Consider the following 23,989-nt stretch of genomic DNA (forward strand, 5'->3'; position numbering starts at 1 on the left):
TGCAAAAAGCAAATCATGATGGAAAATATTGCTGACCGCCTCAGAAAAGCCCGCAAAGACGCCGGATTTCGATCCGCTGCGGAAGCCGCCAATGCGCTCAATGTGCCGTATCCAACCTATGCCGGTCATGAAAACGGCAGCCGTGGCGTGACGACAGAAGCTCTTGAAGTCTATGCGAGGCGCTTCAAGGTCTCAGCTGATTGGTTGCTAACTGGCAAGACAAATGTGGTTCCGTCCGTTGCCATATCAACGCAACCTCGCCCGAAGATCGTTTTGCCACAGGAAAAGCCCAACGCCACCATTGGCGAAAAAGTAACTGGTTCCGGTGTAATGGTCCCTGTCTATGGTCAGGCAGTTGGCGGGATCGACGGGCAGTTTCTGATGAACGGTACTATTCTGTATGAGGTGATGGCACCGCCGCAAATCGCGGAAATCGCGGGTGCATATGGCGTCCAGATATCCGGTGACAGCATGTACCCACGCTATGAGGATGGGGAAGTTGCCTTTGTCGATCCGCGCCGCCGTGTCAAGAAGGGTGATTATGTCGTCGCTCAAATCCAGTTTGATGAGCATGAACCGCCACATGCCTACGTGAAACGGTTCGTTCGGCACAACGCCGAAGAACTTGTGCTGTCGCAGTTCAACCCGCCGAAAGAACTGATTTTCGATCACGACCAGGTTGTGTCTGTGCACTTCATCGCATTGGCCGGGGTGGCTTAGGCTAACAGGGGGCGGGATGGACTGGCTGGATTGGACAATGTGGGGCGTTGCAAGCGCCACAGTCCTGACTGTTTTTGCAAATTGCTACAGCCGAAGATCGGCAAAGGCTGCCGAAAAATCTCTGGAAAGAGATAACCCGGTGGTTGAATTTCCTCGCGGTACGGACCTGAAACGAGGCAAAGACCCAATCCACGTAATCTATCGGCTTTCACCGTCCAGCCGTGAAAAGTGGGAAGTGACCGAAGCAAAGGTCATTAGACCCAAAAATTCGAAGCTTATATCGCTGACTGGCGAAGGTATTTCGGACGGGATGGGCAACTATACGAGCTACCACCCCGTCGAATGGTCTAATAATATCGATTTCCGTCATTCATCTTCTGACGGGTTTCTTATTTCGAACGAAACGTTGACGTCTCTCGACGTGCAATTCAAGGTATCGCTTAAAGCTAACCATAAATCGCACACGTTCTTCGTCACTCGATATAACATTATCGATACGGACATTAACGATAACGACGAAATCAATATAAAAAGATGACCGTAGTACGGCCACGCCAGAATATTGTTGATGGTTTCCATTGTGCTCACCTATCGGCCCTGGTTCTTAACGAGTTGGAGTGCAACAGAAGAATTGGTGCTGTTTCAAACCTATAGAGTTCATCCGGGCCGTACATTTTCGTAGCTCGATAGATAATCTGCGATTTGACAGTACCGAGATATTCGAGATGCGCGAAACCGCTAATGGCCTCCCCATCTTTGAAACCGGCAATGAAGCTTTTCTTTTCTATTGGAAGCGAGCCGTGCGCCAGTTCCTTGCCGAAAGCAAACCGAAGTTCTGAATATCCATCAATCCAAATCTCATCGACAAATTCGGTATGCAGTGTTTCCACCTTTCCTCCGCATCCGTCGCATTCTGTAGTTGTTCTGAAGGTCATCACTTCCTCCTACACCGCTTTGGGCTGGTTGCGCGTTTTTTTCTCAACGCATACTGTCTTACGTTTCAGTGTTTATCTCTGATTTCTTGTTCTGAAGGTTGGTGGGGGAAGGGTTCCAGCTAAAGACCCCCCTACCCCCAGAAAGACAAAAGCCTTCCCAGAGGTGGGGGGATCGTTTAGCATGTCCTGAAGGCCGGAGCCGGGAATGGGACACACGCTAGAGCGCCTCTCGGCCACTCGTCCTCTGTTTCTGACAGCACCGTAGGACTTACGACCCCCGCGCTTGCAGCTTCATCAGCAAGGGAATTGCACCCTCGTCGCTGCTTCGATGCGCCATTGATAATCCGATCTATGCATAGGCGTCAAACTTTTTTATGCTTTGCGCATAGATTTGTGTTGACTAGTTCCTATGCGCAGTGCATTGATAGGTCATCAAAGCGGTCCACGAAGAAGCAAACGCGCCGATCTGGACCCTTAGAGTTTACCCAAGCCGAAACAGGCGATGGAGGTTGCCATGTGAACAGCGGCGCGGTGCGCGCAACTTGACCGGAAGAACTAGAACACTGGACCTGAGTAAGTCGTGAAACTGCTCACCGAAAGGATCGAGCGATGTCAGACCTAGCCTTGAATACTGATGATCGCATCTTGTTGAAGGTGCCCACGTCTTCGGGCTGGGAATGGTTCGATCCGATGTTGGTTTCCGGTGCCACGTTCTTCGATGTGGCTAACGAGGCAACATACAGGAATGCACTGGATATCGTTCGTTTCGATGGATCGACGCTTACCGGCGAAATCATCAACGAACAGGCCGCACCGTACTTTTCTGGCGATTTTGACGCCCCGCCTTTGTGGGTGAAGGACACGCCATTCTTCAAGCAGATGGCTTTCGAAGAAGAAGAGGATCGGCGCAATCAGGTCCGCCACGAGCGGTCTTTCAAATCACCATCGATCTATCGGGGAGTAGCCTGATGTTCTCTGCACTGATGATTTCCACGGCTCTGTCCGTCGTACCTGCTACCAGGCCGCACGATCCGCACGTTGGGTTTGTGCTGATCGAAAACCGGGTAACGCGCCAGATCGGCCCATTCTGGGACCGTGAGGATTGCGAGTTCGTAGGCAAGGGCATCGTGAACCACGCGAACGGATTGATCTTCCGGCCCTACCAGACCGGGCCTGATGAAGCTCTTCGCCTGATGACCACGGAAGTTGTGTGTCAGCGGAGGGTGAAATGACCCTCTCCCCATTCGATCACCTAATCACCATGGCACTGATCGTCGCTTTTATCGCGCTGTGCCAGAGCAAGAGGACGAGGCCGTGAATAGCTTTACCGCACGTCAGGATGTCCATATCAGCGGCTGGGAATGTGGCACTGAATTCGAACTGACGATGGAAGTCAAGTTCACTGTTACCAGGTTCCTGCCAGCAACGGCGACTGATCCAGCAGAAAACCCAACCGTTGAAATAGACAGCGTTCGCTTCCTCGATGGCGAGGATGAATTGAAGCTGCCTTGGTCGATTGGTGACCGCTTCATGGATGCTCGTGGGTTCAACGAATGGCTGATGTCAGAGGCCAAAGAACAAGCCCAGCAAGCAGCCGACGATCATGCAGACCACATGCGCGAGATGCGCCGGGAGAACCGCCATGCGTGACCTGATCACCGACATCGCATCCTTCATCGCCGTTTCAACCTTCATCGCAACGTTTGCAGTATGGGCCGGGTATCTGGCCGAGAAAGTGTGAGGCAATCATGTCCGACGAAATCACAAAGACCGAAGCCCAGATCGCTAAGGACAAGGAAGCTGTTAAGGCTATGACCGGCGCAAAGGCTGCGATGGAAGCTGCATTGAGCCGTATCCGCACGTTGGAAGAGGCTCTCAAATCTGTTCGCTGGCAGTCTGAACGTCTCGGGAAAGCCTTCGGCAAAGACATGTTCCTGAATGTCTATCAGGCAAACGGAGACTACAAGCCAGAGCGAGCAAACGACCTTTTCTTGAAGATCGATGAGACCATCAAAAAGGTGCTCTGATGGCCGCCCTGCTCCAAGTAAGCGGCAAGCACCGCGCCCAGACGATCCACGTATCCGGCCACGACAGACAGAAACCGGATCAGTTCACGCAACAGGTTATCCAGACAGCAATCCAGATGCAGAGCGAACTAGCAGCCGAGAACGCTGAATACGTCCGCGCTCTGGAAGTCGGGCTGGCAGATTTTTCGGGAGAGTGAGCATGGAAACCACGCTCAGGAACATATGCGCTGAGAACGGACTTAGCGCGATCAGCACCACGGTATTCACCTCTAAAGGTTTTAACCGCGTCGCCGTCTACGTGCATTGGGTTGACAACGAAGGAACCTGGCTCTGTGAAAGCGGAATAGCCAAGACATTAGATGACGCGCTGTCTCTAGCACTCGCTGAAAAGAGCAAGATAGTTTCGGAGGCCGCGTGATGTCGAAGATCGAGGTACGCGTAGATAGCCGGTATCCGCTATTCATCAACGCAGACGCTGACAGCTTCGGCGCAGTGTTCGCAAACATGAACAGCGAAGAACAGGTAGCAGTGCTTGCCGCAATGGTCAGTCACATGGAGCCTCACCGAACCCAGTGGGATTACATCGCCATTGAGCTTGAGAAGCCAGAGAACGAGCAGGTGCGCCGCACTCTGCACGATATTCTTCTGGCGGGAGGTGATCGTGACTGACACCTTGCATGAGGATGGCATCTTTTTCGGTATGTCCGACGAAGAATATCACGCTGATAAGGCTTTGGGATCAACTGGCCTGAAAAAGCTCGTTCATAGTGCACCGGACTTCTGGTTTGAAAGCTGGATGAACCCGCACCACGAGGACAATGATACCGAAGCCAAGGTATTCGGTCGCCGCCTTCATACGTGCGTTCTGGAAGGCGTCGATAAGTTCAAGTCTCTCTATGCGCCGTATATGGGAAAAGGCAACGAGAAGGCCGGGATAGCCGAAATAAAGGCCATCAAAGAAGCAGGCAAAGAGCCGATCAAGATCAAGGACTACCACAAGATTTTGCTTGCTTCGCTATTCATCAAGAAGAACAGGACGCTGGAAAAGGCTTTCGAGGGTGGTTTGCCGGAAGTTTCAGTATTCTGGACGGATGGCGATATCAGGTTCAAGGCGCGCTTCGATTATCTGCAAACTCGGTCAATCGTTGATCTGAAATCAATCGACAACCAGAAGGGCATCGAGTTTACCCAGGCATGTCGAAACGCCATTGCCAATTATGACTACATCGTGTCGGCTCACCATTACTCGGAAGGCCGCAGACAGATGAAGCGGCTCTTGCAGGAAGGCTTAGTCTTTGGCCTGCCCGCTGGAATGGATGGATGGCTGATTAATGTCGCCAACTTCCAGAGCTTCGCGTTTGTCTTCGTGTTTTGGCAGAAGTCAGCCGCACCGATCTCGCACGGAATAATGATCTCGCCGGATAACCCGATCTACGACCGAGCATCAGAAATGATCGCTAAAGCGGTCGCCAATTATCGCCGGTACATGGACGAGTTCGGACCGGATGAGCCTTGGGTGCCAACGACCCAGCTAGACGAACTTTATGAGACAGACATGCCGGTTTGGTACCAGCAGAAGCTTATCGGAGCGTGAACGATGATCCTTGATGCAGATTATGCCGAGATAGGCGAACCGATTGTCACCATTAGGATGACCAAGAAGCAAGCAGAGTGGGCGCAGAACGGCCTATCGGACATTGCTTGCTGGGTACGCGGTTTCAACGCCGCCATAGGCGATACTGATAATGACCGGAAGCCCTTGGGGCTGTCAGAAATCCGAGAACTGAACATCGCGCTTAAGAAGGCGCTGGAGGCTGTAGAATGAACCAGGTAGCAACCCGCGAAAACTCGATAAACAGCGTCTCGGTAACGGCTGGTGCCAATGGATCGAGCATCGCACCGCAGAACCTTGGCGAAGTTGTTCGCTTTGCAGAGGTGATGAGCAAGGCCGATATCGCCCTTCCGAAGCATCTGCGCGGTAATGCCGGTGCGTGTATGGCCGTGGCCATGCAAGCCCTTGAATGGCAGATGTCTCCTTTTGCAGTGGCGTCAAAGTCCTATTCGGTCAATGGCACCATTGCTTATGAAGCCCAGCTTATTGCCGCCGTGGTCAATACCCGCTCTGGCATCAAAGGCCGTTTGAAGTACGAATACAAGGGCACCGGCAACGATATGACCTGCACCGTGTCGGGTATTCTGGATGGCGAAGTGTACGAATACACCTCCCCGACAATCGGCTCGATCACGACCAAGAACAGCCCGCTTTGGAAGTCAGACCCGCAACAGCAGCTTGGCTATTTCGCCGCCCGCTCATGGGCGCGCCGGTATGTGCCGGAAGTTCTGCTCGGTGTCTATGACCGTGAGGAAGCGCAGGACTTCCAAGGCGCTGACAATGCCAAGAACATCACGCCGGTTCAAACCGTTGCCGATCCATTCGGAAACGAGCCACAGAGCGCGAAAGTCGAAGAAGCGGAGATTGTTACCGAAGAACCAGAAACGCCAGCCAGCGAGCCGGATACGGGCGAACAGGGCGCTTCTGAACTACCCCTTACCGATGCTGACGCCGATGCCTGGGTATTGAACTCGGTCAACATGCTTATCGCCTCGGCAATGGTCGGCGGCGATCTGGACGTGGCACGGGACCAATACCGGAGCATTAAGCAGAACGCTCCCGATTGGGTGGATAAGCCGACGATCATACGAGTTGATGCTGTTTCGGTGTTCTTGTCCAAGGTCATGCTAGGTGATGAAGAGTTCGACAAGGAACGCATCGCGAATATCGCAAACATCGACGTTGCACAGGTCAACGATCTTCCGAGGGCTGGATAATGCGGACCGTACCTGAATGGGTCGGCAAGTCCGACAACTCCATGCCACCTGATAAGGTGAAGGATCGGATACGAGACCGACAGGGCGACAAGTGCGCCCTCACCGGACGCCAGTTCATGCCGGGAGATAAGGTCGAGTACGACCATATCATTCCGCTTTGGCTGGGTGGCGAGAACCGGGAGAGTAACCTTCAGGCTGTCTTGGATACCGCACACAAGCGCAAGACCCAGGCAGAAGCCACGGTTCGATCCAAGGTCAACAAAATCAGGAAAAAGCATCGCGGGATCAGGAAAGAGCCGTCCATGGCTGGTTCAAAGAACTCCCGCTTCAAGAAGCTCATATCCGGCGAGGTCGTGGACCGTCGCACCGGAGAAATCGTCGGAGGATCGCAAGCATGACCACCCTACCGGAAGAAGCCGTGACCAGTGCAACCCGTCGCCCATGGAAGAATAACTCGCCAGACGAGACACTTATTCTCGGACCCGAAAACCAGCTTGTGGCAACGACCCTGCTGGATGAGGAAGACTATCAGGCAAACTACGACAACCGGGAGAAAGACGCAGCCCTAATCGTGAAGGCCGTTAACGCTCACGATCCTGCGTTCAAGGCGCTTCGAGAAGCCTACACAGCTCTGGCTTTTGCCTTCAATCGTCTCAGTTCAAGCGCCCGGTCGCGGGACGGAGAACTGTGCCGAGATTTTGGGAAAGTGCGAGGCAACATTGAAGCCGTATTTCGCAATGCGGGAGAAAAGCTATGACGAGAGCAGAAATCCAACTCGACCCGAATGCCGTCATTGCCGCCGTACGCGAATGCGCCCGGATCACGTCACCGGATACCACCGATAGTGAATTTGAGGAAATCAGAGCTGCGAATGATCCTATCTTCGCCAGAACGGTTGATGAAATCTCCCGGACTATCCGCGCATATCTCAGCGCTCTCCCCTTCCTCCCCGTGCAAGTAGCCGTGAAGAAGATGGCTTGGATCAGGCCGCCGCTGAGTGACACGCTTTCACGATGCGACACCGATTTCGGCACCTATCGCACTTGGACGCATGACGAAGCCAATGGAAAGTGGTTTTGGTCAGTCGAAGGCGGGTGGAATGAGGCCAACGGTGAAGCTCCAAACGAAGAAGCCGCCAAAGCCGCCGCGCAGGCCGATTATTCCGCTCGCATCCTCTCCGCTCTTGAGCCATCCGCTCTCGATATGGGAAATCCCATAACGCTGACTTACACGAACTATCGCGGCGAAACCTCTGAGCGTGCCATCACGCCTATTCGACCTTGGTTCGGTTCAACAGAGTGGCACCCGGACCCGCAATGGCTCTTGCGGGCATATGACCACGACAAGGGCGCGGAGCGTGATTTCGCTCTCAAGGATTTTGGCAGACAGCAGCCATCCGCAGCGCGTTCGCTGGCGTTGGAGGAAGCGGCACAGTTTATCGAAAGCCACATTTACACTTCGTCTCCTGACGGGGTTCGCTTGGTTCCTTCAAAGCGAGCCGGTCTTGATTTGCACCACCAAACGATTGCCGCAGCCATCCGCGCCCTATCCTCCCCGGGCCATGCCGACGATCTTGCAGTTGACCGTTTTGCAATTGCCATGAAGCAGAAGCTTGCGAAGAAGCGCGAGGAAGGCCGTGGCGGTTGGGAAAATAAGGATGATTGTTCGGCAGAATACCTATCCTATTTGCTCATTCAGCACATCTGGAAAGGCGATCCGGTAGACATTGCAAACCTTGCCATGATGCTCCATCAGCGCGGAGAGCGCGTCGTTATCGACAGCGAAACGTCCTTCATTATCCCGGACCATGCCGACGCCGGTAAGGTCGAGGGGGATGGGGGCCGTTGGCGCATTTTCGAAGCGGCATGTGCCCGAGGCTACTGGGGCATTGAGCTTGAACAGGCGAGCAATGATGATGAGCCGATTTTGTACCCCATTAAGGTGCATCGCGACACGCTTGTCCGGATAGTTGAAGCCCATAACGCCGGTCTCCCCTCTGCACCATCAGGAGGCGACCGTCATGGCGAGTGAACTGAAGCCTTGCCCGTTTTGCCAATACAAAGCCCATGAGTGGATACGGGGTAACAAGAAAATGGCGTGCTGCGATAACATGGATTGTCCGTGTCGTGCCATTGTCTGCACAGTTGAGCAATGGAACACCCGCCCCGCGCCTGCCGCTACAGATACGGGACTGGAGACGGTGGCCAAGGTTGATAGCCGTCTTGGCGATATGTCTCGTCTATCAATAATTGATCGACCGCTGTCGATTGGCACAGAAGTGTGCCTACGCTCGCAGGCTGAGAAGCTATTGGCGGCGGAACGGGCGGAGAATACCCGTCTGCAATCAGAAAACGACGCACAGGCAGACCAAATTTCCGAGCTTCAGATGACCCCGTGGCCTGAATGGGCGACGAAGGTTCTAGCCGTGATCCGGAAGCGATCTGGTTATGACGGCTACGGCGACGCAATCGAGGGCGTTGACCTTCCTGCCGAGCTTGATGAATGCATAGCAGCAATTGAAGCCGACAACGCGGCGCTGACTGCGCGGGTTAAGGAGTTGGCAGAGGCGCTGGATAAGCAGCGCGAACTCGATAACGAAAGCACCTTGCACCATTACAACCGCGCCGAAGCCCTCGAAGCCAAGCTCGCGGCGGCTGAACGGGCGCTGGAGCCGTTCGTGTCGTTCTTCAATGAAGCGATGAAAGGCTTCACCGAAGGCTACGCAGAACGAACGCCCTCAGATAAGCCCGTACTTGGCTGGAATAATGCATACCTGCTTATGCGTCATTTCGTTGAAGCCCGCGCCGTGCTGGGAGGGAAGCCGTCATGAGCCAGAACTGCAAGCACTGCAAAAACGGCTGGTTGGATAATCGTTTCGGCCAAGACGTCGAATGCGTGAACGGCATTCTTATCGATATCGACGTTTACCACGAAGGCTATCAGCGTGATGCGCTCTATCCAGTCGCGCCTTGTCACCCAGATTGGCAACGCCAATGCGCTGGCGATGAGAACGTTGGCCTTGATTGTCAGGAAAGGCTCGCACGATGATTTCAGAGATTATTACCCGCCTCTCCAAGCTAGACGCGCCTGACAGGGAAGTGGATGGCGAAATCTGGCGCTATCTTATGTCCGGCGAACCGCGTGGCGTACTTCATGGTCCCATACCGGAACTCACCGCCTCTATAGACGCCGCAATCGCGCTGGCTGAGAGGGTGTTGCTGGGGTGGACCTTTGAACACATCGGTCAGGATTACATCCGGGCAAGAGGGTTGGATAATGACGTCATGCCTGTGGGGTGGACCGTCGAAATATCTGACGGTGCCCAAACTATCCAAGGGCAAGCGCCAACGTTGCCGCTGGCAATCTGCATCGCCATCTTGCGCGCAAAGGAGGCCAGCAAGCCATGAACCTTGAACGCATCAACAAAGCCACAGAATGCATTGAGAGCAATGAAAAGGCTCTGAAATGGCTTCGGAACAACCACGAGAGGCTGATTAGCTCGGGCCTGTTCACCGTTACCGTGTCTATTGATCAAACCTTTACTCACACTGGCACAGGCGTGAGAGAGGCAATGGCGACCATCTCTGCCTTTGCGAAGCACAACATTGAGAAAAGTATTGAAGACAGTATCGCCAATTGCATCAACACGATTGCTATCGAGCGCGATGCTATTCTCCGGGAGGTTTCCAGCAATGCCGAGTAAGGAACTCATTGAGAAGGTGGCTTCTCATTTTGAATTTCCAGACAAGGAAACAACTCTTGTCACCGCTGAGAATATCCTCAACGAAATCCTCGCCGCTCTACAGGAGCCGACAGAGAGGATGCTGGCATCAGCCAATGAGGAAGATTGGGATGCAGACTATGACATAACGTTCAGCGATTGCTGGCGCGTAATGCTCGCCGCATCCGCACTAGGTGAGCAGAGCGAATGAAGCTGACACGCGAACAGGCGCAGGCTTTTGTAGACAGCCTGTTCCCTGCCGGAGAATATTGCCATCTTCACAACCCGACGCGGACTTACTTTTCTGCGCTGATAGGCGATGTTCCTAACTCTCGCCCTTATCTTGACAGCGATCCGAACCAAGAGAAATTGCGCCAAATGGCATCATTGTTGCGCGAGATTGCCGATCATATCGAGATAAGCGGTGAGACGGCACAGCGCCAAGCCCTGAAAGGCGGTGGGGAATGAAGCTGACGCGCAACCAAAAACGCATGCTATCCCTTCTATGCGAGGAACCAGAAATATTCGCATGGAAATCTCGCTCAAACGGGAAAATCGTTGATTGCTTTGGGCCACCTGAAAACTGGACCGTTATGCAAGCCAAAAAAATTAAGCGCGATGCGACCGGGGAAACCATCGGTTATAAAACGGTGTCCATAACCGCAGACGAGCATTTTGCGATGCTTAATGCTGGTCTGACTGCATCATGCGCGATCACCGACGCCGGCCGCGCCGCACTGCGGGAAAGGGAGTGAGATATGGCCTCTGAACTAGCAAATGAGAACAAGCCGCGCCTCATGTCTCCGAAAGAGGCATCAGAAGTCACGACTATGTCCCGCGTCTTGTTAGCCATGATGGCGAAGGAGGGGAAATTCCCATGCCCGGTTAAGATTGGCGCGAAGCGAATTGCTTATGTGCGCGCTGAAGTAGAGGCATGGATTGAGGCGAGAATAAACGAACGGGCGGCATAAATTGCCGCTCACCTCATTTCTGAGTTATGGCATCGGGTAATTAATTCTAAAAAACGTAATAAAATCAATGGACGAGGCGGAAGAGAATGGGAGTCGAACCCACCAAAGACCGTCTATCGGCCCCTCCCGGATTTGAAGTCCGGACATGCCACCGGGCATGCATCCCTTCCAGATATTGATCAGCTACCGTAGCGGCAGGCGGTTTTCCGCCCGGTTGCTACCATTTCATTCCTACAGCACCAGCAATCAGAGCGTCAATCTGGACGGCTGGTTTCCAGCCGCCGATCACTGAATGATGCAGGTTCCCGGCCAGTCTCTACACGACCTGTTGGCGCAGCCGCCAATGACGGCCAGAACCAGTATCAGGCAGATGGCTGACGATAAAGATTTCATTGCTTCCTCGTTTGCGTTGCAGCGCTCTCAATAACACATCGTTTGCACGGTTGCGCCTGGGTAGCTCTGATGAGAGGTACAATAGACCGATTTCGGTTGAGGCGCTGATGACGAACCGCCGCCATACGAACTGCTGACCGCATTCCCGATGGATTGTCCAAATTCAGCCGCCTCCTGCTTGTGTTTCAACTCAAATTGCATTCTACAATTTGCATATGCATCCGTGCCTGGCTGAAATCCAAAAGCCTCACATTGCTGCGCTTCACGTTTCAAGCGTGCCTCTCGCATCGGCGTCGTGCATGCCGCCAACGTCATTGCGACTACAACCAAGATTATTCCCCGCATAGCCATCCCCACATTATGTGTTTGTTATTATCGCGCTCGATTATTGAATGACGAGACCGCGTCGTTGAATTCATTTAACGCCCGATTGTTATCACTTTGCGCTTCTTCAACGGCAGTTTGTGCTTCATCATTCCTACAGCTCATGTATCGTCGAACGTCGTCCTGATAGCTTTCCATCTCGCTTTTGCAGCGATCAAATTCCCATTGATCGTCAAAATCACCAAAGCTCGTTGCGCAATACGGCGCGGAAGGCTTGCTGCAATAAGCAGCCGCTGGCGTGCTCGCGACTATGATGGATGATAGTGCAGTATAGAAAATAGCGCGCATATTGATCCCCGTCCCCTGCAACTTCAAAGCGTGAATCTAGTGATTTTGCAAGTGGTCAAATAGGAACGGTCAAAAATCACATAGGTAGTGTGAACGTGTATATGCTGCCACGAACAATAGAAGAATTTATCGCTACCCAAGCGGTATCAATATCTTTCTTCCTTCTACTACCTACGACAGTGTCTCCCCTTGCGCGAAATCGCCGAACAAGTCCAGCTTGCGGCGGTTCAGGCGGCGCATGTCTCCGCGCCTTATCGTGACGCTGTTACGATCGAAGAATTCCAGTATCTGGATCGCCACCTTGCGACCGCTATCCACCCGGTCGCGAAACCGCGCCGCAATGAACCAGCCACTATCGAATGCCACATCCATATCCGACAGGATGCCGATCATTTCGGCAATTGTCGCCCGCAGGAAAAAATGGTCGTGTGCCACTTCATGCACCCGGCCCATGCGCCCTGAAAGCTTGAGCAGGCGGCGAATATCTTCCTCCCGTTCATCAAGCCGACCCGAAATATCGCGCACGCGCGGCGGACGAAAACGAGCCTCACCGTCAAGCAGCGGCGCGATGCGTTGCCAGAGCGTCTCGTCGGCATCGCTCATCGTCACTTCATGATCGCGGAGGCGAAGCCAGGCACCGTCCAGCCTCAGCAGGTCGGCCTCGATCAGCGCAGCGATGGCCGCGCGAAAGGCTGGTGCTGGCAGGCGCGGCTTCAACAGCAACCTCAGCCGCTCTACACCCATGCCGATCAGGTCTGGATTTTCTTCGTGGAAAGTGCCGAGCCGGGCCAGAATATCCTCGCGCAGAGCATCCCATCGTTCTGGTAACAGCAAGAGCACGGAGTTCGCCTGCGGGAGCATCACGGCATCGAGCGCCTGCGTCAGATCTTGTGGATCGTCCGGCAAAGCGCGGTCGCGCAGGAATGCTGTCGCATCAAGATAATAAGGCTCGACAGACAGAAGTGCGCGTGCCGCTTCCACCGGGTCGTCAATGGAGTGGGCGTCAAGCTGCGCCATGCGCTCCGGGCTACGGCGCTTGCGTTGCGGCGGGCGCAGATCGAGAAAACGTCCGCCGCCGATGGTGCGTTGCGCGGAAACATCCCGGATGACGAAACGATCTCCGGCAGCAGCCGTAACAGGACGATCCAGCACCAGCTGCACGCGATTTTCGTTGCCAGTCCGAAGCTCTTCTTCCCGCAGAAGCACGATGCGTGCTCCGACCTCGGTTGCGGCATGGTGCAAGCGAACCGGGAACCACTGACCAAGCGGCTTTTTCTCCGAGGACAGGATTTGCAACGATGCATCAATGCGGTCCGTCGGGCGATGAAGGCCGGGTGACACCAGCATATCGCCGCGATGCACTGCCTCTTTCGATATACTGTCACCCGCCAGATTGAGCGCGCAGCGATCACCCGCCTCAGCAGTTTCGCTTGGCCTGTTCTGCGCATGAATGGTGCGGACGCGCGCGTCCTTGCCAGACGGGCTGATGACCAGATAGTCACCGATGGCGACCTTACCGGAAAGCACCGTACCCGTGACCACTGTGCCTGCGCCCTTGAGCGTAAAGGAGCGGTCCACCGCGAGACGAAAGCGTCCATTTGCCCGCCGCTCGCCGAATGCATGGGCTTCGGTTTCCAGCATGGTTTTAAGATCGTCGATCCTCGCACCCGACACGGTCGAGACCGCCAGAACGGGAATGTCGACAAGCCCTGTCAGCGCCAGTTCATTGCGGATAGCGATTTCAACTTCGGCAAGACGGTCAGGTTCGACAAGGTCGGATTTGGTGATGACGGCGACACCGCGCCGGATGCCAAGCAGATTGACGATTGCCAGATGTTCGCGGGTCTGCGGCATGATCCCGTCATCGGCAGCGACAACCAGCATGACGAAATCGATGCTCGCCGCACCGGCCAACATCGTATGCACGAACTTTTCGTGTCCCGGCACGTCGACGAAGCCCAGAATATCCTTTTCGTCACCGGACAAGGGCAGATAGGCAAAGCCGAGGTCGATGGAAATGCCTCGTGCCTTTTCCTCTTTCAGCCGGTCCGTATCGACTTGCGTGAGCGCGCGCACCAGCGAGGTCTTGCCGTGATCGATATGCCCCGCCGTTCCGACGATCATGGCTTTTCGTTCAGCGCATTGCGCGCTGCCTCGATGAAAGGAGCGGCAAGCGCGCTGCCGCCCGCCTCGGCGCGCATGAGACATTCGTAAGCCGCTATCGGGTCGCGTTCCACGCCCATGCCAAGATGCAGCGCCGCGCCAAGCATGCCTTCCCCATCCGCGTCGCCCGCGGCGGATGCCTTCCGCCACCAGTGTACGGCCTGAGACGGATCACGCGGCACGCCGAGAGCATTATGATAGATCATGCCAAGCCGCGTCATGGCGCTCGCAACACCGCCCTCCGCCGCCTTCTGCGCCCACTCGCGTGCCTCGACGGGATCGGCGGAGATTGCCTCGCCTTCCATGAGCATCCAGCTCAGCATGTCCTGCGCCTGTGGATCGCCCTGTTCTGCGGCAAGCCGGTACAGCCTTGCCGCTTCCGGATAGTCGGCTTCAATGTCTTCGCCCTTGAACAGCAGCGAAGCGAGATTGCGCTGGCCGGAAGCATCGCCAGCCGCAGCAGACAAGGCCAGCCAGCGCTGCGCGAGGTCGACATTTTTCTCAACGCCCATGCCGCCCGCAAAACAGGCGCCGATATTGTTCTGCGCGCGCGCATTGCCTGCACGTGCCAGCGGCTCCCAGATGGAAAGCGCCGTTGCGTAATCGCCCGCCTTTGCAGCGACAAGCGCCTTTTCCAGCGCTTGAGCTGTCGTGTCAGGCTTCGGCTTGCGGGTGAAAAGATCAGCGAGCCGCATAGGATGACAGGTTCCGAACGAAACTAGTCTCGTCATCAAGGCAGCGCAGATCGAGCACGAATGCGCCCTTTTCGATCCGCCCGATAACCGGCAGGGGCAGTGCACGCAATGAACCGGCAAGTGCTGTCAGCGCGGAGCCGCTGCCGTCCTTCGGCACAATCGACAATCCGGCACTTGGAACGGTCGAGAGCGGCAATGCACCAGAGCCGATCTGGCTGGCGCAATCTGTCACCGTCACGATAAAAGTCGGGCCGAGTATTTTCTCCAGCTCCGGCTTGATCCGTGCTGCCTGCGCGGCAATTTCAGCCTGCGGACGCGCCAGATAGCGAATGGTCGGCAGCTTTTCCGCAAGCCGTTCCGGGTTGCGATAAAGTTTCAGCGTCGCTTCAAGTGCTGCGAGCCTGATCTTGTCGACACGCAAGGCGCGCTTCATCGGGTTCTTGTTGATGCCGGCAATCAGGTCGCGCTGCCCGACGATGAACCCCGCTTGCGGCCCACCAAGAAGCTTATCGCCGGAAAAGGTGACAATATCTGCACCTTCGGCGACCGCTTCGCGCACCGTCGGCTCGTGTGCGAGACCGAAAGAAGTCAGATCGGCAAGCGTGCCGGAGCCAAGATCATTGACCAGCGGCACGCCCTTGGCTTGCGCAATTGTGGCCAGTTCCGGTGCCGTGACTTCCCGCGTAAAACCTTCGATCCGGTAGTTGGAGGTATGGACCTTCAGTACCAGCCCCGTATCCGGGTTGATTGCGTTTTCGTAATCACGCGGATGAGTGCGGTTGGTGGTGCCGACTTCGACAAGCCGCGTCCCGGCGCGGGTCATAATGTCCGGCATGCGAAATGCGCCGCCGATCTCGATCAGTTCGCCGCGCGATACAATGGCTTCCTTGCCTGCGGCAAGGCTGTTCAGCACCAGCAGCACGGCGGCTGCATTATTGTTGACGACGGTTGCGTCTTCCGCCCCCGTGAGCTCGCAGACAAGTGCGCGCAGATGGTCGTCCCGCTCGCCGCGCCCGCCCGACGACAGGTCGAATTCAAGCGAGACCGCCTGCCGCATGGCTTGCGTAGCGGCCTCGATGGCCGCTTCAGCAAGAATGGCGCGCCCCAGATTGGTATGCAGAACGGTTCCGGTCAGATTGAACAGCGGGCGCAGGCTCGATTGTCCCGACGCTTCAAGCAAATGGAGAACCCGTTCAGCCAAATGCGTGTTGCTTGAAAGCGGGGTGCCGGATTTCACCGCCTCCCGCTCATCGCCCAGCGCCTTTCGCACAGCCTCCGTCACTGATGCGTGGCCGAAACGCTCCAATGCCCCGGAAAGCTCGGGCATTTGCAAGATGGAATCCACGGATGGAAGATGACGCAGCGAAGCCCTGATCTGGTCCATGACACCTCACAGCCCGGCAAGAAGCGGAGAGAAGCCGCCTCGCCCGTAAGGCGTTTCGCGCATCAATATATCGAGACCGAGGCTCGCAATATCGTCGGTCATCGGATCGGCATCCGCCGAAAGCTGCTGATAGATGATTTTGACCCAACGCTGGCATTCGTCGCAGGTTTCGGCCTTGATGATGCCGCCGCCTTCCTCGACTTCCTTATAGCCGATGCCCTTTGTGGAGCCGCAGCACACGCATTTGACCCGCACATAATGCCAGAGCGTGTTGCAGACGGAACAGGAGCAGAAGCGTGCGCCATGCGCACCGTGCCAGCCTACGACCATCGAGCTTGACGGTATGCTGCCGCAAGTCGGGCAAACGCCATCGGCAACGGGTTTCACCGATTTCGGGTCAAGCGCCGCTGCAAGCCGCGTGAAATAGAGCTGCAAGCCTGCCCAGACATAGATATGTTCAGCAATTGCTTCCGGCGGCAAAACACCGGCGAAAATTGCCTCAATCATCCGGCGACGTTCACCCGCACTGCTATTGGCCACACGCTCCAGCGCATCGGCTGCATCCTGCGGCTTGGCAATATTGCGAGCACGCTCGAACAGCCGGTCGAAGATAGTATCGAGCGCTGCTTGCGATATGGCGTCCGCACGATCGATCGACGGCATGCCGAACTCTCGTCCCCGCTCTTGGCCCTGCGGCACAGCAACAGGACCGAGACCAGCCGCTATGTCGGACTGCGCCTCGCTCAGATCGGCAATAAATTCGAGATAGGGTTTAAGCGGGCTGACCGATCCCAAAAGACGCAGACGCTCTGCTCTTTTAGCAAAAAGCGCGCCGGGGTCCGGCAATTGCACGAAGGGTGGGGCCGATATTTCGCCGATGACCGTTGGGTCCGGCACCAGATCTTTCTTGCCTGCCATATCACTCCTCACGAACCCAACGGGCCACGTGGACCACTGAATACTGTCATTCTGAGGCGACCAACGGAAATTACAGCCCGTTGGTGCGAATTTCTAGAGCATTTCCTGTTTTGATTGAATCATTGGAAATGCTCTATCTTTTTGTTTTTTCGCGCATCTTGTTCCGAAAACCGTTTCTCACTTTTCGGGATGCGCTCTAGGCCGCAGGCTTGCTGCCACCCTGTTTCACTTTCTGCTTCGATGTCAGTTCGCGCAACCATTTGCGATGATGCCGCCATGCCCAGCCGCCAGTAACCGTGCCGCGTGTCATCGCATGGATTGTGCCCTTGACCCAGATCGCGGCATAGACATGCACGATCCAGACGCAGATCGCCGCCACCGCCGCCATGGAATGGACAAGCAGGGCCCAGCGCTGCTGGTTGATGCTGGTGAAGGAACCGAAATATTCGTTCCAGATCATCACGCCGGAAACGATCAGAATGATAATCAGCAAAGACATGGACCAGAAAACAAGCTTCTGGCCGGCATTATATTTGCCGACTTCGGGCAGTTTTTCCTCATGGCCAGCAATCACGTCATTGGCCTGTGCCAGCCATTGGCTGTCTTCGCGCTTCCACAGATTGGCACTCCAGAAACGCACGAAAAGCCCAAGGAAGCTGAAGAACAACACCACGCCAATCCATGGGTGGATAGCGCGTGTCCATTGTCCGCCGCCAAACAGACCTGACAGGAAGAACAGCCAGGGGTGGAACATCGCAAGGCCCGACAAGGCCAGCAGCACGAGGCTGATGGCGGTGATCCAGTGATTGAAACGCGCGCCGCCTGAATAGCGGTGCACCCTGACCGGCTTGCCGGGTTCTATCCCGTCACCGCGTTCAACATCGTCAAAGTCGGTCTTGCTCATGAGCTTTTTTCTCCCGTGAGCTTTTCGGCCTGTTCCTCGTCATGCTCTGTCACGACGTTCGGACCCTTGAAGACATAATGCAGCAGACCTGCTGCTGCGGCCAGCCCCATTGCGGCCATGCCCGCATATTTGGTCATGCCTTTCCACGCCTCGACAACCGGGCTGATGCGCGGATTGTTCGGCAGATTGGCGTAGATTTCGGGCTTGTCGGCATGGTGCAGCACATACATGACATGTGTGCCGCTGACGCCCGGCGGATCGTAAAGCCCGGCATTTTCAAAGCCGCGCGACTTCAGATCCTTGATGCGACCGTCGGCCCATTCCTTCATCTCGTCCTTGGTGCCATAGACGATGGCCTGTGTCGGGCAGGCCTTGGCACAGGCCGGTCCTTGTCCAACCGCGATGCGGTCGGAACAGAGCGTGCACTTGTAGGCCTTGTGGGTCACTTCCGAAATGCGCGGAATGTTGAACGGGCATCCCTTGATGCAATAGCCGCAGCCGATGCATTCATCATGGATGAAATCGACGATGCCATTGGAATATTGCACAATTGCGCCCGGCGCCGGGCACGCCTTGAGGCAGCCGGGGTCTTCGCAATGCATGCAGCCATCCTTGCGGATCAGCCATTCCAGATTGCCGGTATCGGGATTGTCCCACTCGGTAAAGCGCATCAGCGTGAAGGTATTCGGCGTCAGGTCGTGCGGATTGTCATAGACACCCACATTGATGCCGACTTCCTCATGCGTGTCGTTCCATTCGGCGCAGGCTGACTGGCAGGCCTTGCAGCCGATGCATTTCGACACGTCGATGAGCTTCGCCACCTCCGTCTGACGCTCTGCAGGCGGCGTCACATTCGACGCCGACCGCCTGATCAGGTCCTTTTCACCGAAACGCGGCTGTTGCGGCTGGACGCTAGGATTGGGAACGGGTGGAAACATCTCTAATCCCTCCTAAGCTACAGGCGCGCTTGAGCGCTCGATATTGACCAGAAACGCCTTGAATTCAGGCGTCTCGATATTCGCGTCGCCGACAAACGGTGTCAGCGAGTTCGGGCCGAAGCCCTTGCGGGCAGCACCCATGAAGCCCCAATGGAGCGGGATGCCGACCACATGCACCGTCTTGCCGTCGCAGATGAGCGGCTTGATGCGCTTGGTCACCACGGCCTTGGCCTTGACCGAACCGCGCTTCGACCACACGCGCACCCAGTCGCCCTTGGCAATGCCCTTTTCCTTCGCCAGCTCTTCGGAGATTTCCACGAAGAACTCGGGCTGCAGAACGGCATTCACCGTGACGTGCTTCGTCCAGTAGTGGAAATGCTCGGTCAAGCGGTAGGAGGTCGCCGCATAGGGGAACTCCTCCGAGGCCGTTTCCGCGAACTGCTTGAAGTCGTCGTTGAAAACGCGCGCCACCGGATTACCCCGGATTTTCGGTGCGATCACATTGGCGAGCGGCGATTCAAACGGCTCGTAATGGGCCGGGAACGGACCGTCGCGCATCATGCCGCGGCAGAACAGACGCGAGGAGCCTTCCGCATTCATGATGAACGGACCGACCTCTTCCGGCTTGGCGGTCGGCGCAATGTCCGGCACGTCATAGCCTGTCCATTTCGAACCGTCCCATTCTATGAGCTTGCGGCTCGGATCCCACGGCTTGCCGTTGAGGTCGGCAGAGGCGCGGTTATAGAGAATGCGACGGTTTGCAGGCCATGCCCACGACCAGTTGAGATAGGCGCCGGTCTCATCCGGATCATGATTGTCGCGGCGGGCCATATTATTGCCAGCCTCGGTGAAGCAACCGGAATAAATCCAGCAGCCCGATGCCGTCGAACCATCGTCGCGCAGTGCCGCGAAGCCGGACAGAAGCTTGCCCGCCTCGGCAACAACCTTGGTCGGATCGGTCGGGTCGGTCACCGTGGAAAGAGCACGACCGTTCAGTTCCTTGGCGAGTTCTTCCGCCGTCGGCTCGCCTTCGTCCTTATAATCCCAGACAAGATTGAGGATCGGATCGGGGAAGGCCCCGCCTTCCTTGCTATAAAGCCCCTTCAGCCGCAAATATATCTGCGCCATGATCCAGTTGTCGGTCTTCGCGTCGCCGGGCGGCGTAGCACCAGGCCAGTGCCATTGCAGCCAGCGCCCGGAATTGGTGAGCGAACCCTCATCCTCTGCGAAGCAGGTGGATGGCAGCTGGAACACTTCCGTCTGGATGGAAGCCGAATCCACGTCGTTATATTCACCGTGGTTTTCCCAGAAACGCGAGGTTTCCGTTTCCAGCGGGTCCATCGTCACGAGGAATTTCAGCTTCGACAAAGCATCGGTCAGCTTCTTGCGGTTCGGCACAGCCATCAGCGGGTTGAACCCCTGACAGACATAGCCGTTGACCTTGCCTTCATGCATCATATCGAAAATACGAAGCATATCGTAATTCGGCACATCGAGCTTCGGCAGCCAGTCATAAACGAAGTCGTTTTCGACGGTCGCGGCACTGCCCCACATCGCCCTCTGGAAACTGACGAAGAACTTGCGATAGTTCTGCCAGTAGCTCGTCTGGTTCGGGCGCAGCGGCTTGAAACCGCGTGTCGACATATAGATTTCGAGATCGGTTTCCTTTTCGACCGGGATGTTCATATAGCCCGGCAGAAGATTGGACATCAGGCCGATATCGGTCAGTCCCTGAATGTTGGAGTGACCGCGCAGCGCATTCATGCCGCCACCGCGCACGCCAATATTACCGAGGATGAGCTGCAGCATCGCCATGCAGCGAATATTCTGCGACCCCTTGGAATGCTGCGTCCAGCCGAGCGCATACATCGATGTCATCGTCTTGTCCGGCGCCGAGCATTCGGACATCATCTCGGCCACTTTCAGGAATTTCTCCTTTGGCGTACCGCAGATGCGTTCCACCATTTCCGGCGTGAAGATCGAAACGTGCTGCTTCAGGAGATTCCAAACGCAACGCGGATTCTGCAATGTATCGTCGATGACTGCATAGCCGTCATCGCCAATCACATAATCCCAGCTCGAACGATCATAGTCGCGCTTTTCCTCGTCATAGCCGGTAAACAGCCCGTCCTTGTATTCGAAGCCATCCTTGATGATGTAGCTGGCATTGGTGAAATGCTTCACATAATCCCACTGCACCTTATCATTCTGGATGCAGTAGTTGATGACGCCGAGCAGGAAGGCGATATCCGATCCCTGCCGGATAGGCGCGTAGAAATCCGCCACAGACGCCGTGCGCGTGAAACGCGGATCTACGACGATCAGCTTGGCGCCGCGATTGGCCTTGGCCTCCGTCACCCATTTGAAGCCGCACGGATGCGCTTCCGCAGCATTGCCGCCCATGACGACGACGAGATCGGTGTTCTTGATATCGGTCCAGGAGTTGGTCATTGCTCCGCGGCCAAATGTTGGGGCGAGACTCGCCACCGTTGGGCCGTGTCAGACGCGTGCCTGGTTGTCGAATGCTACTATGCCTGTGCTGCGCACCACCTTGTAGGTGAGAAACGCCGTTTCGTTGGTGGTCGCCGAAGCTGCGAGGAAACCCGTCGAGGTCCAGCGGTTGACCGTTGTGCCGGCCGCATTCTTCGCGATGAAGTTGGCATCGCGGTCGTCTTTCAGATGCCGCGCGATGCGATCGAGCGCATCTTCCCAGGAAATCTGCTTGAACTCGGATGAACCCGGCTCGCGCACCTGCGGATATTGCAGGCGGGTCTTCGCCTTGACGAAATCCTTCAGCGCCGCACCCTTCGGGCAAAGCGTGCCGCGATTGGTCGGGTGATCCGTGTCGCCTTCGACATGGATCAGCTCGGCCTTCTCGTTCTTCCTGACGTCACCCTTGGAGTAAAGAATGACGCCGCAGGCGACCGAGCAGTAAGGGCAGGTGTTTCGGGTTTCGGTCGTGTTCGTCAGCTTGAAAGGGCGGATGGATTCGGCATAGGCGCTTTCCACCGCACCAAAACCGAAGGACCCAAGCGCCGAAGCCGCCACTACCGCCCCCGTTCCGCCCAGAAACTGGCGGCGTGAGAGCTCCACATTCATTGCGCTGCACCTCCCTGATCGTCAGAAGAAAAATGCCGAAACATATTCTTCTTTAAATTGGACTTGCCTGACCATCAGTTCACCGCAATAAAACCAAGTTGTCAACCGAACTGCAGGCTAAAAAATTTAATAATAAAGCACATTTATCAATAACATGACTTTCTTTGTCAGGTATTATTACATAGGCATTGTCACAAGAATGACTTGAAAGAGTGCAGACTGATTGACGTTCCTGTGTAAAATCGCCAAACTAACATCGTGGCTTCTTTTGTTGCTCCCGAGTTTCGGGGCCTGAATTTTGAGTGGCTCTTGCCTCGCGTCGGCTTCCTTGACCCGATGCGACGGTGTTTTGCGATCCTCAGATCAGCCTCATTTCAATCGGGCAAAGCCGCATCCAGATTTCCTGCAATCATTGCATACCTACCGCTTTCCGGACCGAAGGCGGGCGGAACGATTTTTCTCGCGCAATTTCAACAAGAACAATTCAAAGCAAAAAGGGGATCGTCATGAACCGTCGGGAACTTCTTAAATCCGGTGCGGCTTGCGCCGCCTTCAGCATGCTGCCGAATTTTGCGTCAGCGGCCAACAACACATTCGCGCCGCAGCCGTCGGGCTGGCGCAGCTTCGAGATCACCACCAGCGTTACGCCTGCCGCTTCAGGAGAAGTCATTCGTGTCTGGGTTCCGATGGCGGGGTTCAATGGCAACGACTGGAACCGTCCCGAAGGCAATCGCTGGACGACAAACGCCAAGGTCGCGCGGCTCGACCGCGATCCGGCCAGCGGCACCGGCCTGCTTTACCTCGAATGGGACGCAAACGAAGCAAACCCGCAAGCCGAAATCATCAGCCTCATCTCCACCCGCGACCGTGCAAGCAATCTCGATGCCTCGGCAAAGGCCGTACCGCTGACCCGCGCGGAACGCGAACGCTATCTGGCCGGGACGCGCCTTGCGCCGGTCGATGGCATCGTCAAACAGACGTCCGACAAGATCGTTGCGGGTGCAGACACCGATCAGGAGAAGGCACGCCTGATCTATGATTGGGTCGTCGCCAACACCTATCGACGCGCCTCGACACGCGGCTGCGGTGACGGCAATATCGTCGCCATGCTCGATAGCGGCGATCTCGGCGGCAAATGCGCCGACATCAATCCGCTGTTTGTCGCTCTGGTCAGGGCGGCGGAAATTCCGGCCCGCGACCTCTATGGCGTGCGCGTTGCGCCTTCCGCCTTCGGCTACAAGAGCCTTGGCGCGAAGAACGAAGTCATCACCAAGGCTCAGCACTGCCGCGCCGAAATCTATCTCGACGGCATTGGCTGGGTCGCGACCGATCCGGCGGATGTGCGCAAGGTGATGCTTGAAGAGGAAAAGGGCGGGCTGACCGCCGACGATCCGCGTGTCATGGCCGTGCGGCAAAAGCTATTCGGTTCATGGGAAGGCAACTGGATCGCCTTCAATGATGGCAGCGATATCGCCTTGCCCTCCGCGCAAGGGCCGGAACTCGGCTTCCTGATGTATCCGCAGGCCGAAGTCGCCAGCGCCCGTCTTGATTGTCTCGATGCGGATGCTTTCCGCTACGCGATGACAGCACGCGAAATAACGATATAAATTTTGAGGACAT

The 23,989-nt window shown here is 55.9% G+C and carries 33 protein-coding genes and 1 tRNA gene; 24 read left to right on the forward strand and 10 right to left on the reverse strand.

What is annotated here, in order from left to right:
- Window positions 1–18 precede the first annotated feature (18 nt).
- Window positions 19–720, forward strand: coding sequence for an XRE family transcriptional regulator (locus MKS82_RS23015; protein ID WP_240579504.1), 702 nt, complete (start codon window positions 19–21; stop codon window positions 718–720).
- Between the two features lie 16 nt (window positions 721–736).
- The gene (locus tag MKS82_RS23020) at window positions 737–1,258 is read left to right on the forward strand and encodes a hypothetical protein (RefSeq protein WP_240579337.1); all 522 of its coding nucleotides are present in this window, start codon (window positions 737–739) and stop codon (window positions 1,256–1,258) included.
- Between the two features lie 46 nt (window positions 1,259–1,304).
- Here the strand turns inward: MKS82_RS23020 and MKS82_RS23025 are convergent, their stop codons facing one another.
- Complete coding sequence (locus MKS82_RS23025) at window positions 1,305–1,655, reverse strand: hypothetical protein (RefSeq protein WP_240579338.1); 351 nt, start codon at window positions 1,653–1,655, stop codon at window positions 1,305–1,307.
- Between the two features lie 609 nt (window positions 1,656–2,264).
- On the opposite strand from MKS82_RS23025, the gene MKS82_RS23030 reads away from it, so the two are divergent.
- The 21 genes from MKS82_RS23030 (at window position 2,265) to MKS82_RS23130 (ending at window position 11,203) form a co-directional block, all read left to right on the forward strand.
- Window positions 2,265–2,624 carry a hypothetical protein gene (locus MKS82_RS23030; RefSeq protein ID WP_240579339.1) on the forward strand — a complete coding sequence of 120 codons (360 nt, stop codon included), beginning with the start codon at window positions 2,265–2,267 and terminating at the stop codon, window positions 2,622–2,624.
- Window positions 2,624–2,887, forward strand: a complete 264-nt coding sequence (locus tag MKS82_RS23035) for a hypothetical protein (RefSeq protein ID WP_240579340.1) — start codon at window positions 2,624–2,626, stop codon at window positions 2,885–2,887. Before MKS82_RS23030 ends, MKS82_RS23035 begins: the two co-directional genes overlap by 1 nt.
- Window positions 2,888–2,969: 82 nt before the next feature.
- Window positions 2,970–3,305, forward strand: coding sequence for a hypothetical protein (locus MKS82_RS23040; RefSeq protein ID WP_240579341.1), 336 nt, complete (start codon window positions 2,970–2,972; stop codon window positions 3,303–3,305).
- 98 nt (window positions 3,306–3,403) lie between these two features.
- The gene (locus MKS82_RS23045) at window positions 3,404–3,682 is read left to right on the forward strand and encodes a hypothetical protein (RefSeq protein WP_036586430.1); all 279 of its coding nucleotides are present in this window, start codon (window positions 3,404–3,406) and stop codon (window positions 3,680–3,682) included.
- Window positions 3,682–3,879, forward strand: a complete 198-nt coding sequence (locus MKS82_RS23050) for a hypothetical protein (protein ID WP_240579342.1) — start codon at window positions 3,682–3,684, stop codon at window positions 3,877–3,879. The genes MKS82_RS23045 and MKS82_RS23050 overlap by 1 nt, the downstream gene beginning before the upstream one ends.
- Window positions 3,880–3,881: 2 nt before the next feature.
- Window positions 3,882–4,100 carry a hypothetical protein gene (locus MKS82_RS23055; RefSeq protein WP_240579343.1) on the forward strand — a complete coding sequence of 73 codons (219 nt, stop codon included), beginning with the start codon at window positions 3,882–3,884 and terminating at the stop codon, window positions 4,098–4,100.
- Entirely contained in the window at window positions 4,100–4,351 is a 252-nt protein-coding gene (locus MKS82_RS23060; RefSeq protein ID WP_240579344.1) for a hypothetical protein, read from the forward strand. Before MKS82_RS23055 ends, MKS82_RS23060 begins: the two co-directional genes overlap by 1 nt.
- A complete protein-coding gene (locus tag MKS82_RS23065) occupies window positions 4,344–5,276 on the forward strand; it encodes a PD-(D/E)XK nuclease-like domain-containing protein (protein WP_240579345.1) in 933 nt (310 codons plus the stop codon). The genes MKS82_RS23060 and MKS82_RS23065 overlap by 8 nt, the downstream gene beginning before the upstream one ends.
- 3 nt (window positions 5,277–5,279) lie before the next feature.
- A complete protein-coding gene (locus MKS82_RS23070) occupies window positions 5,280–5,507 on the forward strand; it encodes a hypothetical protein (protein ID WP_240579346.1) in 228 nt (75 codons plus the stop codon).
- Window positions 5,504–6,511, forward strand: a complete 1,008-nt coding sequence (locus MKS82_RS23075) for a recombinase RecT (RefSeq protein WP_240579347.1) — start codon at window positions 5,504–5,506, stop codon at window positions 6,509–6,511. Before MKS82_RS23070 ends, MKS82_RS23075 begins: the two co-directional genes overlap by 4 nt.
- Entirely contained in the window at window positions 6,511–6,909 is a 399-nt protein-coding gene (locus MKS82_RS23080) for an HNH endonuclease (RefSeq protein WP_240579348.1), read from the forward strand. Before MKS82_RS23075 ends, MKS82_RS23080 begins: the two co-directional genes overlap by 1 nt.
- Window positions 6,906–7,268: a hypothetical protein gene (locus tag MKS82_RS23085; protein ID WP_240579349.1), complete on the forward strand. Its 363-nt coding sequence runs from the start codon at window positions 6,906–6,908 to the stop codon at window positions 7,266–7,268. Before MKS82_RS23080 ends, MKS82_RS23085 begins: the two co-directional genes overlap by 4 nt.
- Window positions 7,265–8,542, forward strand: coding sequence for a hypothetical protein (locus MKS82_RS23090; RefSeq protein WP_240579350.1), 1,278 nt, complete (start codon window positions 7,265–7,267; stop codon window positions 8,540–8,542). Before MKS82_RS23085 ends, MKS82_RS23090 begins: the two co-directional genes overlap by 4 nt.
- The gene (locus MKS82_RS23095; RefSeq protein WP_240579351.1) at window positions 8,532–9,341 is read left to right on the forward strand and encodes a hypothetical protein; all 810 of its coding nucleotides are present in this window, start codon (window positions 8,532–8,534) and stop codon (window positions 9,339–9,341) included. The genes MKS82_RS23090 and MKS82_RS23095 overlap by 11 nt, the downstream gene beginning before the upstream one ends.
- The gene (locus MKS82_RS23100; RefSeq protein ID WP_240579352.1) at window positions 9,338–9,559 is read left to right on the forward strand and encodes a hypothetical protein; all 222 of its coding nucleotides are present in this window, start codon (window positions 9,338–9,340) and stop codon (window positions 9,557–9,559) included. Before MKS82_RS23095 ends, MKS82_RS23100 begins: the two co-directional genes overlap by 4 nt.
- Entirely contained in the window at window positions 9,556–9,918 is a 363-nt protein-coding gene (locus tag MKS82_RS23105; RefSeq protein ID WP_240579353.1) for a hypothetical protein, read from the forward strand. Before MKS82_RS23100 ends, MKS82_RS23105 begins: the two co-directional genes overlap by 4 nt.
- Complete coding sequence (locus MKS82_RS23110) at window positions 9,915–10,214, forward strand: hypothetical protein (RefSeq protein WP_240579354.1); 300 nt, start codon at window positions 9,915–9,917, stop codon at window positions 10,212–10,214. The genes MKS82_RS23105 and MKS82_RS23110 overlap by 4 nt, the downstream gene beginning before the upstream one ends.
- On the forward strand, window positions 10,204–10,443 hold the full coding sequence (locus tag MKS82_RS23115) for a hypothetical protein (protein WP_240579355.1): 240 nt from the start codon (window positions 10,204–10,206) through the stop codon (window positions 10,441–10,443). Before MKS82_RS23110 ends, MKS82_RS23115 begins: the two co-directional genes overlap by 11 nt.
- Window positions 10,440–10,700: a hypothetical protein gene (locus tag MKS82_RS23120; protein WP_240579356.1), complete on the forward strand. Its 261-nt coding sequence runs from the start codon at window positions 10,440–10,442 to the stop codon at window positions 10,698–10,700. Before MKS82_RS23115 ends, MKS82_RS23120 begins: the two co-directional genes overlap by 4 nt.
- Window positions 10,697–10,987, forward strand: coding sequence for a hypothetical protein (locus MKS82_RS23125; RefSeq protein ID WP_240579357.1), 291 nt, complete (start codon window positions 10,697–10,699; stop codon window positions 10,985–10,987). The genes MKS82_RS23120 and MKS82_RS23125 overlap by 4 nt, the downstream gene beginning before the upstream one ends.
- A 42-nt stretch (window positions 10,988–11,029) precedes the next feature.
- Window positions 11,030–11,203 carry an AlpA family phage regulatory protein gene (locus tag MKS82_RS23130; RefSeq protein ID WP_276313481.1) on the forward strand — a complete coding sequence of 58 codons (174 nt, stop codon included), beginning with the start codon at window positions 11,030–11,032 and terminating at the stop codon, window positions 11,201–11,203.
- Between the two features lie 77 nt (window positions 11,204–11,280).
- Here MKS82_RS23130 and MKS82_RS23135 read toward each other — a convergent pair.
- From MKS82_RS23135 to fdnG, 9 genes are all read right to left on the reverse strand, one after another.
- Window positions 11,281–11,373, reverse strand: a tRNA-Sec gene (locus MKS82_RS23135).
- A gap of 595 nt (window positions 11,374–11,968) precedes the next feature.
- Window positions 11,969–12,268, reverse strand: a complete 300-nt coding sequence (locus MKS82_RS23140) for a hypothetical protein (protein WP_146206485.1) — start codon at window positions 12,266–12,268, stop codon at window positions 11,969–11,971.
- 171 nt (window positions 12,269–12,439) lie between these two features.
- On the reverse strand, window positions 12,440–14,392 hold the full coding sequence (selB, locus tag MKS82_RS23145) for a selenocysteine-specific translation elongation factor (protein WP_109988094.1): 1,953 nt from the start codon (window positions 14,390–14,392) through the stop codon (window positions 12,440–12,442).
- Entirely contained in the window at window positions 14,389–15,126 is a 738-nt protein-coding gene (locus MKS82_RS23150; RefSeq protein ID WP_109988095.1) for a tetratricopeptide repeat protein, read from the reverse strand. Before MKS82_RS23150 ends, selB begins: the two co-directional genes overlap by 4 nt.
- The gene (gene selA / locus MKS82_RS23155; RefSeq protein WP_109988096.1) at window positions 15,113–16,510 is read right to left on the reverse strand and encodes an L-seryl-tRNA(Sec) selenium transferase; all 1,398 of its coding nucleotides are present in this window, start codon (window positions 16,508–16,510) and stop codon (window positions 15,113–15,115) included. The genes MKS82_RS23150 and selA overlap by 14 nt, the downstream gene beginning before the upstream one ends.
- 6 nt (window positions 16,511–16,516) lie before the next feature.
- Window positions 16,517–17,428: a formate dehydrogenase accessory protein FdhE gene (gene fdhE / locus MKS82_RS23160; protein WP_109988097.1), complete on the reverse strand. Its 912-nt coding sequence runs from the start codon at window positions 17,426–17,428 to the stop codon at window positions 16,517–16,519.
- A gap of 196 nt (window positions 17,429–17,624) precedes the next feature.
- On the reverse strand, window positions 17,625–18,332 hold the full coding sequence (locus tag MKS82_RS23165; protein WP_109988098.1) for a formate dehydrogenase subunit gamma: 708 nt from the start codon (window positions 18,330–18,332) through the stop codon (window positions 17,625–17,627).
- Window positions 18,329–19,270 (reverse strand): formate dehydrogenase subunit beta, encoded by a 942-nt coding sequence (fdxH, locus tag MKS82_RS23170; protein WP_109988099.1) that lies wholly within the window; start codon window positions 19,268–19,270, stop codon window positions 18,329–18,331. The genes MKS82_RS23165 and fdxH overlap by 4 nt, the downstream gene beginning before the upstream one ends.
- A gap of 12 nt (window positions 19,271–19,282) precedes the next feature.
- Complete coding sequence (gene fdnG, locus MKS82_RS23175) at window positions 19,283–22,369, reverse strand: formate dehydrogenase-N subunit alpha (RefSeq protein WP_240579358.1); 3,087 nt, start codon at window positions 22,367–22,369, stop codon at window positions 19,283–19,285.
- Between the two features lie 506 nt (window positions 22,370–22,875).
- Here fdnG and MKS82_RS23180 point away from each other — a divergent pair.
- Entirely contained in the window at window positions 22,876–23,976 is a 1,101-nt protein-coding gene (locus tag MKS82_RS23180) for a transglutaminase domain-containing protein (RefSeq protein ID WP_109988101.1), read from the forward strand.
- Window positions 23,977–23,989 lie beyond the last annotated feature (13 nt).

The organism is Ochrobactrum sp. A-1 (assembly GCF_022488005.1).
Taxonomy (GTDB): domain Bacteria; phylum Pseudomonadota; class Alphaproteobacteria; order Rhizobiales; family Rhizobiaceae; genus Brucella.